General features: G+C 69.1%; 11 protein-coding genes. All 11 read right to left on the bottom strand.

Annotated features, from left to right (window positions below):
• The 11 genes from I9P22_RS04135 to I9P22_RS04085 all read right to left on the bottom strand — a co-directional run bounded on the left by I9P22_RS04135 (position 1) and on the right by I9P22_RS04085 (position 12,615).
• Positions 1-600, bottom strand: a complete 600-nt coding sequence (locus tag I9P22_RS04135; protein WP_199258120.1) for an energy-coupling factor transporter transmembrane component T family protein — start codon at positions 598-600, stop codon at positions 1-3.
• Positions 575-1,315, bottom strand: coding sequence for an energy-coupling factor ABC transporter ATP-binding protein (locus I9P22_RS04130; RefSeq protein ID WP_199258119.1), 741 nt, complete (start codon positions 1,313-1,315; stop codon positions 575-577). Before I9P22_RS04130 ends, I9P22_RS04135 begins: the two co-directional genes overlap by 26 nt.
• A 108-nt stretch (positions 1,316-1,423) precedes the next feature.
• The gene (yjfF, locus tag I9P22_RS04125) at positions 1,424-2,395 is read right to left on the bottom strand and encodes a galactofuranose ABC transporter, permease protein YjfF (RefSeq protein WP_199258118.1); all 972 of its coding nucleotides are present in this window, start codon (positions 2,393-2,395) and stop codon (positions 1,424-1,426) included.
• Positions 2,392-3,411: an ABC transporter permease gene (locus I9P22_RS04120; RefSeq protein ID WP_199258117.1), complete on the bottom strand. Its 1,020-nt coding sequence runs from the start codon at positions 3,409-3,411 to the stop codon at positions 2,392-2,394. Before I9P22_RS04120 ends, yjfF begins: the two co-directional genes overlap by 4 nt.
• Entirely contained in the window at positions 3,408-4,904 is a 1,497-nt protein-coding gene (locus I9P22_RS04115; protein WP_199258116.1) for a sugar ABC transporter ATP-binding protein, read from the bottom strand. The genes I9P22_RS04120 and I9P22_RS04115 overlap by 4 nt, the downstream gene beginning before the upstream one ends.
• A gap of 57 nt (positions 4,905-4,961) precedes the next feature.
• Positions 4,962-5,918 (bottom strand): galactofuranose ABC transporter, galactofuranose-binding protein YtfQ, encoded by a 957-nt coding sequence (ytfQ, locus tag I9P22_RS04110; RefSeq protein WP_199258115.1) that lies wholly within the window; start codon positions 5,916-5,918, stop codon positions 4,962-4,964.
• Positions 5,919-5,959: 41 nt separating this feature from the next.
• Entirely contained in the window at positions 5,960-7,465 is a 1,506-nt protein-coding gene (locus I9P22_RS04105; protein WP_199258114.1) for an aldehyde dehydrogenase (NADP(+)), read from the bottom strand.
• A 10-nt stretch (positions 7,466-7,475) separates the two neighbouring features.
• Complete coding sequence (locus I9P22_RS04100; RefSeq protein ID WP_199258113.1) at positions 7,476-8,387, bottom strand: Gfo/Idh/MocA family protein; 912 nt, start codon at positions 8,385-8,387, stop codon at positions 7,476-7,478.
• On the bottom strand, positions 8,387-10,135 hold the full coding sequence (gene araD, locus I9P22_RS04095) for an L-arabinonate dehydratase (protein WP_199258112.1): 1,749 nt from the start codon (positions 10,133-10,135) through the stop codon (positions 8,387-8,389). The genes I9P22_RS04100 and araD overlap by 1 nt, the downstream gene beginning before the upstream one ends.
• On the bottom strand, positions 10,135-11,121 hold the full coding sequence (gene araD1 / locus I9P22_RS04090) for an AraD1 family protein (protein WP_199258111.1): 987 nt from the start codon (positions 11,119-11,121) through the stop codon (positions 10,135-10,137). Before araD1 ends, araD begins: the two co-directional genes overlap by 1 nt.
• Positions 11,122-11,430: 309 nt before the next feature.
• Entirely contained in the window at positions 11,431-12,615 is a 1,185-nt protein-coding gene (locus tag I9P22_RS04085) for a replication initiation protein (protein WP_199258110.1), read from the bottom strand.
• Positions 12,616-12,776 lie beyond the last annotated feature (161 nt).

Below are 12,776 nucleotides of genomic sequence, written 5' to 3'. Positions count from 1 at the left end.
TCACAGCGGTCCGCCGCGCGCCCGCAGCGCCTCGGCGACATGATCGGCATCGTCCAGCGCCAGCAGCGCCAGCGGCAGCACCAGCTGCGGCCCCGGCCGGCGGGCCGAGCGCGCCCGCCACGCCTCGACCAGCGCGCCCGCCTTCTGGATCAGCACCGGCGTGAAGCGGATGACCAGCGGAATCGCCGTCTCCAGCAGGTGCATGGGCAGCCCCAGCCGTTGCAGCGGCCGGCCCAGCGCGCGCAGCACATCCGTCAGATCCTCGAGCGAGGTGGTCATGGTCACCAGATTGGCCAGCGCCACCGCCGTCGCCATGCGCAGCGCCAGAAACACGCCTTCGGCCGGGCTGCCCGACAGCGCATGCCAGACCAGCACCAATCCCACGAAGGGCAGCACGATGCGCAGCGCTCCCAGGCCCGAGCGCAGGAAGACCAGCCCCGGCAGCGCATATAGCGCCAGCGCCAGGCCCAGCGCGGCAAGCTGGAACCACAGCGCATCCACCGCGAACAGCGCCGTCGAGGCCAGGCACAGCGCCGCCAGCTTGGCCCCCGCCGGCCAGCGATGCGCGCGCGTCCTAATCGGAGAGCTGAGAGAGATCATCCAGACCACCCTGACGGATCATGTCCGCGGTAAAGCGCGGCAGGACCAGATCGGCCGCCCCCGAGGCGACCAGCCGCCCGCGGTCCAGCCAATGCACCTCATCATAGCCGCGCAGGTCGGCCGGATCATGCGAAATATGCAGCAGCCGGGTGGCGCAGCGGTCCAGGTAGCGGCCAAGCTGCATCTTCGTCGGGATGTCGAGGCCGGCGAAGGGCTCGTCCAGGATCAGCAGCCGCGGGCGCATCGCCAGCACCGCCATCATGCAGACCAGATGCTTCTGGCCCTGCGACAGCGACTGGATCGGCGCATCCTTCCAGCCTGCCTTGTCGAACAGCGCCAGCACGCGCAGCGCCTCGGCCGCGGCCTCGGATTTCGACCGGCCCTGCTGGCGCAGGCCGAAGGCGATCTCCTCCTGCACGCGGGGGAAGATGATCTGGTGCTCGGGGTTCTGGAACAGGATGCCGACGGTGGCCAGCGCCGCCTTGCGGTCGGCATGGACCTCGATCCCCTCGACCCGCAGCGTGCCACGGCTTGGCACCAGCAGCCCGGCCAGCAGCCGCGCCAGCGTGCTCTTGCCCGAGCCGTTGCGCCCCACCACGCCGATGCGCCGCGCCGAGCTGCGCAGCGTCAGCCCTGACAGGATGACCCGCCCCGCCACCTCGTAGCCGAGATCCTCCAGCTGGACGGCAGGGCGCGGGTCGGCGGTCGCGTGCATGGCGGGCGGTTTCGGCTTCCGGTTGCTCTGGCCCGCTTGATGTCCGCAACCGGCGCGGCGCGCAAGGGCCATGGCCCGGAAAACCGCGCGCCCTTGCGCGCCGCGCCCTCAGCCCCCCGCGGCCAGCCGCGACTGCGACAGGCTCAGCAGCCCCTTCTGCAGCAGGATGAACACCAGCAGCAGCACGCCGATGACGATCTTGGTCCACCAGCTCGACAGCGTGCCGTCGAAGACGATGTAGGTCTGGATCAGCCCCATGGTCAGCACGCCGACCAGCGTGCCGAACATGTAGCCCGCGCCCCCGGTCAGCAATGTGCCGCCGATCACCACCGCCGCGATGGCGGTCAGCTCCGTCCCCACCGTCGCCAGCGAATAGCCCGAGCCGGTGTAGATGGAAAACACGATGCCCGAGAGACCCGCCATCAGCCCGGAAAAGGCATAGACCAGCATCGTGGTGCGGCCCTGCCGGACGCCCATCAGCCGCGCCGTCGCCTCGCCGCCGCCAAGCGCATAGACGGAGGCGCCGAAGCGGGTCTTGTGGGCGACGACCATGCCCGCCAGCACGGTCAGCAGCATGACGACGGCGATCAGCGTCAGCCGGCCCTTGCCCGGCATCAGCCAATAGGCTGATTGCAGGGTCTTGTAGAAGGGATGCGCGATCGGCACCGAGTCGATGGACAGCATATAGGCCGCGCCGCGCGCCAGGAACATGCCGGCCAGCGTGACGATGAAGGCGGGCATGGCCAGGCGGTCGATCAGGAAGCCCATGGCCGCGCCGAAGGCCGTGGTCAGCGCCAGCAGCAGGGCGAAGACGACCAGCGGGTGCAGCGGCGTCTCGCGCAGGATCACGGCGATGAAGACGCCGGAAAAGGCGATGACGCTGCCCACCGACAGGTCGATGCCGCCCGACAGGATCACCAGCGTCATGCCGACCGCGACGATGCCCAGATAGGCGTTGTCGGTCAGCAGGTTGCCGATCACCCGCGTGGACAGGATGTTCGGGAATTGCAGCCAGCACAGCAGATAGGCCAGCAGGAAGATCACGACGGTCGCGTAAAGCGGCAGGGCGCGGGTGTTCATTTCGCGGCTCCTCGTTGCAGCGCGGCCTCGCGGCTGGCGCGGTGGCTGTCGCGCCACAGCCGCCATTCCCCGGCGATGCGCGGCGATTGCAGCACCAGGATCACCAGCACCAGCACGGCCTTGATGACCAGGTTGTATTCGGACGGGAACCCGGCCAGCAGGATGCCGGTGTCGATGGTCTGGATGATCAGCGCCCCGATCAGCGAGGCGATGATGGAGAACCGCCCGCCCAGCAGGGAATTGCCGCCGATCACCACGGCCAGGATGGCGTCCAGCTCCAGCCACAGCCCGGCATTGTTGGCGTCCGCCCCGCGGATGTCGGCGGTGACGACGATCCCGGCCAACGCCGCGCAAAGCCCCGAGACGACATAGACCGCGATCAGCAGCACCGTGGCGTTCACCCCGGCCAGGGCGCTGGCGCGGCGGTTGATGCCGATGGATTCGACCAGCAGGCCAAGCGCGGTGCGCCGCATCAGCGCCGCCATGCCCAGGCCGCAGGCCAGCCACAGCCAGGCCGGCACCGGCAGGCCCAGCAAACTGCCCGAGCCGAAGAAGGCGAAGCCCGCGTCGGTGAAGGTCAGGATGCGGCCCTCGGTGATCAGCTGGGCGATGCCGCGCCCCATGGTCATCAGGATCAGCGTGGCGACGAAGGGCTGGATGCCGACCACGGCGACCAGCAGCCCGTTCCACAGCCCCGCGAGCGCACCGGCGGCCAGCGCCAGCAGCAGCGCCGGACCCAGCCCCCAGCCGCCGGCCACGGCCGAGGCAGCGACCGCGCCGCAGATCGCCATGGTGGTGCCGACCGACAGGTCGATGCCGCGCGTGGCGATGACCAGCGTCATGCCCGTGGCCAGCAGCGCCACCGGCGCGCCACGCTTCAAGACGTCGATCATCGGCCCGACCAGCCGGTCGCCGCTGATGCCGATCTTCAGGAAATCCGGATAGAACACCGTCACCAGCGCCACCAGCAGCGCCAGCGCGACCAGTTGCGGGGCAATGCGTTTCAGCAGGGTCATGCCGCCACCTCCCCGCCGGCGATGGCGCGCATGATCTCGGCCCCGGTCACGCGCGGCCCGTCCAGCTCCGCGACATGGCGGCGGTCGCGCAGCACGATCACCCGGTCGGCGCTGGCGACCAGCTCGTCGATCTCGCTCGAGACCAGCAGGATCGACATGCCGGCCTGGGTCAGTTCGCGGATCAGGCGCAGGATCTCGGCATGGGCGCCGACGTCGATGCCGCGCGTCGGCTCGTCCAGGATCAGGAAGCGCGGGTTCATCGCCAGCCAACGGGCAAGGATGGCCTTTTGCTGGTTGCCGCCGGACAGCTCGCCGATGGGCTTTTCCCGGCCCGAGGTGCGGATGTCGAGCCGCTTGATGTAATCATCGGCGATGCGGTTTTGCTCGCTGCGCGGGATGGGCCGCGCCCAGCCGCGCCGGGCCTGCAGGCCCAGGATGATGTTCTCGCGGATCGACAGTTCGGCGACGATGCCGTCGGTCTTGCGCTCTTCCGGGACGAAGCCGAACCCTTCGGCGATGGCGGCGCGCGGGCTGGACAGGTCCAGCCGGGACTGCGCGTCGCTGGCCTCGCCCGATTGCGCGGGACGCACGCCGAACATCATCTCGGCGCTTTCCGTGCGGCCCGAGCCCAGCAGGCCCGCCAGCCCCACCACCTCGCCCTGCCCCACGGTCAGGTCGAAAGGCTCGACCACGCCGCGCCGGCCGAAGCCGCGGAATTCCAGCAGGGGCGGGCGGGCGGCGGCGGTCCGGGCGGCCTGCCCGGCCACCTCATGCTCCAGCGCGCGGCCCAGCATGTGCTCGATCAGCTTCACCCGGTCCAGCTCGGCCGTGCGCTCGGTGACGATCTTGCGGCCGTTTCGCAGCACGGTCACGCGGTCGGTCAGGTCGAACACCTGGTCGAGGAAATGCGACACGAAGACGATGCCCAGGCCGCGTTCGCGCAGCCCCCGCACCACGTCGAAGACCATGCGCACCTCGGCCGCATCCAGGCTGGCGGTCGGCTCGTCCAGGATCAGCACCTTGCCCGACAGCGCCACGGCGCGGGCGATGGCGACGATCTGCTGGATGGCAACGGAATAGCTGCCCAGGTCGCGGTCCACGTCGATGTCCAGGCCATAGGGCCGCAGCGTCTCGCGCGCCTCGGCCCGCAGGGCGCGGCTGTTGACCAGCCCCCAGCGGCGCGGCTCGCGGCCGAACATCAGGTTCTGCGCCACGGTCAGGTTGGGCAGCAGGTTCACCTCCTGATAGACGGTGCCGATGCCCTGCTCCTGCGCCTCGACGGTCGATTGCGGGTCGATGGTCGCGCCGTCCAGGGTGATGGTGCCGCCGTCGCGGCGATAGGCGCCGGTCAGGCATTTGATCAGCGTGGACTTGCCGGCGCCGTTCTCGCCCAGCAGCGCATGGACCTCGCCGGCGGCCAGGTCGAAATCCACCGCGTCGAGCGCCCTCGTTCCCGGGAATGTCTTGGTCAAAGACCGGATGGTCAGCAGCATCGCGCCCCTCCTCGGCTCGGCGCGGGCCGCCGCATGGACGGCCCGGCCGCTTTTTCGTCAGTAGCCCAAGCCCTTGCGGCGCTCGTATTCGCCGGCCGGATCGTCGGCCTGGGTGTAAAGCTTCGACTCGGTCTGGATGAATTTCGGCGGTTGGGTGCCGTCCTTCCAATAGGCTTCCAGCGCGTCGAAGGCGGGGCCGGCCATGTTCGGCGTCAGCTCGACGGTGGCATTGGCCTCGCCATTGGCCATGGCCTGGAACAGGTCCGGCACGCCGTCGATGGACACGACCAGGATGTCGGAGCCCGGCTTCAGCCCGGCCTCCTTGATGGCCTGGATCGCGCCGACCGCCATGTCGTCGTTATGGGCATAGAGCGCGCAGATGTCCTTGCCGCCGTTCTCGGCCTGCAGGAAGCTTTCCATCACCTCCTTGCCCTGGGCGCGGGTGAAATCGCCGGTCTGGCTGCGCACGATCTTCAGGTTGTCGTGCCCGGCCAGCGCGTTCTCGAAGCCCTTCTTGCGGTCGATGGCGGGGCTGGATCCGGTGGTGCCCTGCAATTCGACCACACGGCATTCCTTGTCGCCGACGGTATCGACCAGCCATTTGCCGGCGACCTCGCCCTCATGCACCAGGTTCGAGCCGACGGCGGTCAGGTAGAGATCGTCCGAGCTGTCCACCTGCCGGTCCAGCAGCACGACCGGAATCTCGGCCTCCTTGGCCTCTTGCAGCACCGAATCCCAGCCGGTGGCGACGACCGGGGCCAGCAGGATCGCGTCCACGCCCTGCGCAATGAAGGAGCGGATCGCGGCGATCTGGTTTTCCTGCTTCTGCTGCGCGTCCGAGAATTGCAGCTTCAGGCCGCGTTCCTCGGCCTGGGTCTTGGTCAGCGTGGTCTCGGCCGCGCGCCAGCCGGATTCCGAGCCGATCTGGGAAAAGCCGACGGTTTCGCCCTCGGCCAGTGCGGCCGTGGCCGAGATCGCCAGCGCGGCGGCAGTGCTCATCAGGAATCTGGTCATGGTTTCCTCCCTCAATGACCGTTTTCTACGGGGCTGTCCTCTCAGCCCCGCAAGTCCTCCGGCAGCAGCGCGTCGGGCAGGTTCTGGAAACAGACCGGCCGCAGGAAGCGGCGGATCGCCAGGGTGCCGACGCTGGTGGCGCCGAAATTCGTCGATGCCGGGTAGGGGCCGCCATGCACCATGGCGTCGGCGACCTCGACCCCGGTGGGCCAGCCGTTCGCCAGCACCCGGCCGGCCTTGCGTTCCAGGACCGGCATCAGCCGGCGGGCCAGCGCGGTGTCGCCGGCCTCCATCTGCAAGGTGGCGGTCAGCTGGCCGTCCAGCGCGCGGGCAAGGCCCAGCATCTCGTCCTCCGAACTGGTGGTGACGACAAGGCCAAGCGGGCCGAACACCTCTTCCCCCAGGGCATGGCTGTGCAGGAAGTCCCGCGCGCTGGTCCGGTAGATGCCGGGCCGCGCATTGCGGCCGCGGCTGTCGCAGGCCAGCACCGGCGCGGCATGGGCGGCGATGCGGGCCGCGCCTTCGCGATAGGCGGCGGCGATGCCCTCGGTCAGCATGACCTGTTCCGGGGCGTCCATCAGCGCGTCGGTGGCGGCGGCGGTGAAGGTTTCGGCATCCTCGGCGCGCAGCACCAGCAGGCCCGGATTGGTGCAGAACTGCCCGGCGCCCATGGTCAGGCTGGCGGTCCAGTCGCGCGCGATCTGCTGGCCGCGCGCCGCCAGCGCATGGGGCAGCACGAAACAGGGGTTGATGCTGCCCAGTTCGCCGAAGAAGGGGATCGGCTCGGGCCGCGCAGCGCAAAGGTCGTAAAGCGCCCGGCCGCCGCGCAGGCTGCCGGTAAAGCCGACCGCCCGGATCAGCGGGTGTTGCACCAGCGCCGCGCCGACCTCATGCCGGTCGCCGTGGATGAAGCTGAAACTGCCGGGGGGCATGCCGGTGGCGCGGATGGCGGCATGGATGGCCTCGGCCACGATCTCGCCGGTGCCGGGATGGGCGGGGTGGCCCTTGACCACCACCGGGCAGCCCGCCGCCAGGGCCGAGGCGGTGTCGCCGCCCGCCGTCGAAAACGCCAGCGGAAAGTTCGAGGCGCCGAAGACCGCCACCGGCCCGATGGGGCGCTGGATCAGCCGCAGGTCGGGACGCGGCGGTTGGCGGTCCGGCAGCGCCTTGTCGTGGCGGCGATCCAGGTAATCGCCCTTGCGGATATGATCCGCGAACAGCCGCAACTGGCCCACGGTGCGGCCACGCTCGCCTTGCAGCCGGGCCTCGGGCAGGCCGGTTTCCTGCGTGCCGATGGCGGTGATCGCCTCGGCCCGCGCCTCGATCTCGTCAGCGATGGCGTCGAGGAAAGCCGCGCGTTCGGCGCGCGCGGTCCAGCCATAGGTCCAGAACGCCTCCTCGGCCGCGGCGCAGGCGCGGTCCACCAGATCGACCGTGCCGCTGGCGAAACCATGCGCCGGGCCATGCACGGGGGCCGAGCGGAATGTCGCCTCGCCCCCGAGCCATTCGCCCGCGATCAGATGCTTGCCTTGCGGTGTCCAGTCCATCGGTCTTCCTTCAGAATTCGAATACGTCCACGGTGTTGCGGCTGCCGAGGGTAAAGGCGTCCGCCACCAGCACCATCGGCGACAGGTCCACCTCGGAGGCGCCCCTGCGCACCAGTTCCGCCATGCGCGCGTAAAGCGCCGGATATTCGCCCATGATGCTGGCCTGCCCGCCGGCCTCGACTCCGTCGATCTCCAGCACATTGCCGCCCAGCCGCAACGCGAGGCGGCCGGCGTCGGTCGCGAATTCCATGTCCCAGGTCTGCGGGCCCTGCTGGCGAAAGTCGAAATCGGCGGTGATGTTGCCCGACAGCGCCAGCCGCGCGGCGATGGGGGCCTGGCGGTTTTCCGGGAAATCCAGCTCGGCGGCGCGCAGATGCACCGGCATCGGCAGGATCTCGGTCAGGATCGACAGCGCGTTGATGCCGGGGTCGAAGACGCCCATGCCGCCGGCCTCGAAGATCCAGTCCTGGCCGGGATGCCACTTGCGCACGTCCTCGCGCCAGGTGATGCGGCCCTCGTGGATCACGCGATCCGCCAGCCAGGCCTTGGCACCGGCAACGGCATGGGCCATGCGCGAATGCCAGGTGGCATAAAGCGTCACCCCCTGCGCCTGCGCCAGGTCGCGCAGGATATGCACCTCGGCCAAGGTCGCGCCGGGCGGCTTTTCCAGCATCAGGTGACGCCCCGCGCGCAGCACCGCCTGCGCCGCCTCGAAACGGGGCACGGGCGGCAGGCACAGGCTGACCGCGCCGATGTCGGGGCGGGCGTCGAGCATGTCCTCGATGCGCGGGAAAGCCTCGATGCCCGGGGCGCGGCCATGGCGGCTGACCGTCGCGGCCAGTTCCCAGTCCGGGCTGGAGGCCAGCGCCGGAACGTGCTGGTCCAGCGCGATCTTGCCAATGCCGACGAGCGCGAGTTTCATCAGTGGCTGTCCTTTCCGACCGGGTTGCCGCGGCAGCCGCGCAGGAAATCCAGGTCCGCGCCGGTATCCGCGCCCATGACATGCGCCTGATGCAGCCAGGCGTAACCGCTCGCCGGCTGGTCGGGCAGCGGCTGCCATGCCGCCAGCCGCGCCGCCAGTTCCGCATCGGAAATGTCCAGGTGCAGCCGGCGGTTCGGCACGTCCAGTTCGATCATGTCACCGTCGCGCACCACGGCCAGCGGCCCGCCCGCCGCCGCCTCGGGCGAGGTATGCAGGACCACGGTGCCGTAAGCCGTGCCCGACATGCGCGCGTCGGAAATCCGCACCATGTCGGTGATGCCCTTCCTCAGCACCTTGGGCGGCAGGCCCATGTTGCCGACCTCGGCCATGCCGGGATAGCCCTTGGGGCCGCAGTTCTTCAGCACCATGACGCAGGTCTCGTCGATGTCCAGCGCCTCGTCCTCGATCCTGGCCTTGTAGTCGTCGATATCCTCGAAGACGACCGCCCGGCCGCGATGCACCATCAGATGCGGGCTGGCGGCCGAGGGCTTCAGCACCGCGCCATTCGGCGCCAGGTTGCCGCGCAGCACCGCGATGCCGCCCTGGTCGGTCAGGGGCCGGTCGGCGGGCAGGATCACGTCCTCGTTCCAGTTCACCACGTCCTTGACCTCGTCCCAGATCGTGGCGCCGCTGACGGTCAGCGCGTCCTTGTGCAGCTGCCCGGCCTCGCCCAGCCGCTTGATGACCACCGGCAACCCGCCGGCATAGAAGAACTCCTCCATCAGGTATTTCCCCGAGGGCATCAGGTTCACGATGGTCTTGACGTCACGGCCGCAGCGGTCCCAGTCGTCCAGCGTCACATCGACCCCGACCCGGCCGGCCAGCGCCAGCAGGTGCACCACCGCGTTGGTCGAGCCGCCGATGGCGCCATTGGTGCGGATCGCGTTCTCGAACGCCGCCTTGGTCAGGATGTCGCTGGGTTTCAGGTCGTCCTTGACCATCTGCACGATGCGCCGGCCCGACAGCTGCGCCATGACGCGGCGGCGCGAATCCACCGCCGGAATCGCGGCATTGCCCGACAGCGCCATCCCCAGCGCCTCGGCCATCGAGGCCATGGTCGAGGCCGTGCCCATGGTGTTGCAGGTGCCGGATGAGCGGGACATGCTCGCCTCGGCCTCCAGGAACTCCTCCTGCGTCATCTCGCCGGCCTTCACGGCTTCGCTGAATTTCCACAGATGCGTGCCCGAGCCGACGCGCTCGCCGCGGAAATAGCCGTTCAGCATCGGGCCGCCGGTGACGACGATGGACGGAATGTCGGTCGAGGCCGCCGCCATCAGCAGGCTGGGCGTGGTCTTGTCGCAGCCGACCAGCAGCACCGCGCCGTCCATCGGCTGGCCGCGGATGGTTTCCTCGATGGCCAGCGCCGCGAGGTTGCGAAACATCATCGCCGTCGGGCGGAAGGTGTTCTCGGACGCCGAGAACACCGGCACCTCGACCGGAAAGCCGCCGGCCTCCCAGACCCCGGCCTTCACCTTCTCGGCCAGTTCGCGCAGATGGCCGTTGCAGGGCGTCAGGTCGGACCAGGTATTCAGGATGCCGATCACCGGGCGGCCGTCGAACAGGTCGTGCGGATAGCCCTGATTCTTCATCCAGCCGCGGTGATAGATCGTGTCGCGCGAGGTGCCGCCATACCAGTGCTGCGAGCGCAGCGGGCGCGGCCAGGGGGCGGGGGTGAAGGTCTTGCCCATCACAGCACCTCGACCATGGCGGAACCGGCACCGGCGGCACCTTCCAGCGGATTGCGCAGCGGCAGGCCCAGCGCCGCCGCCTCGATCTCGAAGCAGTCGCCCGGCCGGGTATGGATGCCATCGGCAAAGGACAGCGTCGCCGTGCCGAAGAAATGCACATGCACGTCGCCCGGCTGGCGGAACAGCCCGTATTTGAAATGGTGATATTCCAGGTTGGCGATGCTGTGGCTCATGTTCGCCTCGCCCGAGAGGAAGGGTTTCTCCCAGATCACCGCGCCGTCGCGCAGGATGCGGCTGGTGCCCTCGACATGCTGCGGCAACGCGCCCAGCAGCATCTCGGGGCCGAAGCTGGCCGGGCGCAGCTTGGAATGCGCCAGCCACAGGTAGTTGCCCCGCTCGGTCACATGGTCCGAGAACTCGTTGCCCAGCGCGAAGCCCATGCGGAACGGCCGCCCGTCCGGGCCGATGACATAAAGCCCGGCGATCTCGGGCTCCTCGCCGGCATCCAGCGCGAAGCCGGGCGAGGCCAGCGCCGCCCCCGGCGCCACCGCGGCATGGCCGTTGCCCTTGTAGAACCATTCCGGCTGCACGCCGATCTCGCCCCGGCGCGGCTTGCCTCCCTCCAGCCCCATGCGGAACATCTTCATGCTGTCGGTCAGCTCGCCCGCATCCGGGTCGCCATGCATCGCATCCCGCGTCGCGGCCGAGCCCAGATGCGTCAGCCCCGTCCCGGTCAGGTGCAGATGCGCCGGGTCGGGATGATCGACCGGCAGCAGCATCCGCCCCTCGTCCAGGGCCTGGACCAGATCGACCGCCGCGCCCTGCCCGCGCCGCCGCGCCTCCTCGGCCAGCCCATGCCCGGCGGCAATGGCGGCCAGCGCCAGGTCGCGGCTGCTTTCCGCCCCCGGCACCAGATGGGCGCCGCCGCCGTCGCGCAGCGCCACGGCGCGGCTGCCATCGGTCAGTCTCAGTTGCGACAGGAACATGGAACACCCTTCGGTTCATGGCATGGACGATGCGGCGGCGGCCGCCCGGCCCAGCCGACGGGACAGGGGCCGGCGGAACAGGGACAGACGATCGCCGATGCGGCGGTGGCTGCGAATGTCATGTCTTCCTCCCCCCGGCGGCATGGCCGCCCGTCACCCGCGCCTTGCCGGCATGGGCCGTGCCGGCACGATAGCAAGCCAGGGACATGATGATAAAATTACATTGACGCCATTATTCATACCATAATCGGTATGATAAATGCTGCGTTTGCAGCATCGCGATCGGCCCGGTAGCGGGGGCGCCAGGGGCTATTCCTCCAGCCCCTCCAGCAGGCCGGGCGACATCTCCTCCCAGAAGGCGGCGATGCGGGTGCTGTTCAGCGGCGACATCCAGCCGTGCTTCTCGAAATCCTCGCGCATGCGCGCATCGGAAAGCTGCGCCAGGAACAGCCGCTTGTCGGCATCGCGCTGGGTGGGCGTGCGCGCCTTGACGGCATCGAGGATGCGGCGCAGCCGCTCGGCCCGCGGGTTCGGGCCGCCCCCCTCCCCTGCCCGCTCGGGTGTCGGGCCGAAATTGCCCTCCAGCGCCGCGGTCAGATAACCCAGCTTGCTTTTGACGTTCTTGCGGGTCTCGACATAGTCGAGCTTCTCCAGAACCTGCTCCTCGCCATGCGCCGAAAGCCATTGCCGCGCCAGCCGGTCGCTGACGCCCAGGTCGCGCAGCCGGGCATAGACCGCGCCGTGCCGCATCCCCTCGCCATCGTCCATGTCCAGGATCGCCAGCTGCGGGTTCTCCTTGATGCGGAAGCGGATGTCGGTCACCACCCTGCCCTGCTTGCGGGTCTCGGGGGTCAGCAGGATGTTGCTGGTGCGGTTCACCTCGTCCACCGCCGGCTTGATGACCTTGGCGTTCAGGTGCTTGAAGGTCTCGTAATAGGCGCTGCCGTCCACCCCCATCAGCCGCCGGAACAGGTCCAGCGGCCACCAGCCGGTCGAGCCGGTCCTGACGAAGCGGTAGCAGTTCTCGTAAAGCGCCAGCGCATGGCCGCTGGTAAAGCGGCGCTGGATGTTCAGGTTGATCAGCGCAAAGACCTTGGGATCGTGCAGCTTTTCCGCCAGGGCCGGGGAATAGGCGTATTCGCAGATCCCGCCCTTCAGCTTGGCATAGCTCAGCAGGCTCGACACGCCCCATTCCTGCTGGCCCTTCTCGTCCAGCATGTCCCATTCGGCGACCGTCTCGGCCAGCCCGCGCAGCGACTGCTTCAGCGTGTCCATGTCGTTGCTGTTATAGCCGATCATCAGGCACAGCGTCCGCGCGTCGATCTGGTGGCGCGTGCGGCTGGTCAGCGTGTCATAGGCGTTGAGCAGCAGCACGTTCGACAGCTTGCGCTGCAACAGCGTCAGCTTGCCCGAGACATGGATCGCCGCCACGTGTTTCTTGACCGCCCCCCGGCGCAGCGCGCCCGAAAGCTGGTCCCGAGGAATGTCATCCATCGCCCTGCCCTTCTTATCATTGCCGCAGATTATGACGGATAAGGTACCTTCCGACAACAGCTATCCGGGTCCCCATCGCCGCCGCCGCCCGGTCCCGTAGACGGGTTCCTTTGCGCCGCGCTGCCCGAAAAGGCACCCGTTTACAGGAGGCGCAGATGGCA

The organism is Paracoccus binzhouensis, assembly GCF_016446475.1.
In the GTDB taxonomy this organism is placed as follows: domain Bacteria; phylum Pseudomonadota; class Alphaproteobacteria; order Rhodobacterales; family Rhodobacteraceae; genus Paracoccus; species Paracoccus binzhouensis.
Note: the sequence above shows the minus strand (reverse complement) of the source record. Positions and strands in the feature narration are given on the sequence as shown.

Excerpts from the sequence above, each read along its gene's own strand:
- I9P22_RS04135 (WP_199258120.1), bottom strand. The coding sequence starts at position 600 with ATGATCTCTCTCAGCTCTCCGATTAGGACGCGCGCGCATCGCTGGCCG.
- I9P22_RS04130 (WP_199258119.1), bottom strand. The coding sequence starts at position 1,315 with ATGCACGCGACCGCCGACCCGCGCCCTGCCGTCCAGCTGGAGGATCTC.
- yjfF (WP_199258118.1), bottom strand. The coding sequence starts at position 2,395 with ATGAACACCCGCGCCCTGCCGCTTTACGCGACCGTCGTGATCTTCCTG.
- I9P22_RS04120 (WP_199258117.1), bottom strand. The coding sequence starts at position 3,411 with ATGACCCTGCTGAAACGCATTGCCCCGCAACTGGTCGCGCTGGCGCTG.
- I9P22_RS04115 (WP_199258116.1), bottom strand. The coding sequence starts at position 4,904 with ATGCTGCTGACCATCCGGTCTTTGACCAAGACATTCCCGGGAACGAGG.
- ytfQ (WP_199258115.1), bottom strand. The coding sequence starts at position 5,918 with ATGACCAGATTCCTGATGAGCACTGCCGCCGCGCTGGCGATCTCGGCC.
- I9P22_RS04105 (WP_199258114.1), bottom strand. The coding sequence starts at position 7,465 with ATGGACTGGACACCGCAAGGCAAGCATCTGATCGCGGGCGAATGGCTC.
- I9P22_RS04100 (WP_199258113.1), bottom strand. The coding sequence starts at position 8,387 with ATGAAACTCGCGCTCGTCGGCATTGGCAAGATCGCGCTGGACCAGCAC.
- araD (WP_199258112.1), bottom strand. The coding sequence starts at position 10,135 with ATGGGCAAGACCTTCACCCCCGCCCCCTGGCCGCGCCCGCTGCGCTCG.
- araD1 (WP_199258111.1), bottom strand. The coding sequence starts at position 11,121 with ATGTTCCTGTCGCAACTGAGACTGACCGATGGCAGCCGCGCCGTGGCG.
- I9P22_RS04085 (WP_199258110.1), bottom strand. The coding sequence starts at position 12,615 with ATGGATGACATTCCTCGGGACCAGCTTTCGGGCGCGCTGCGCCGGGGG.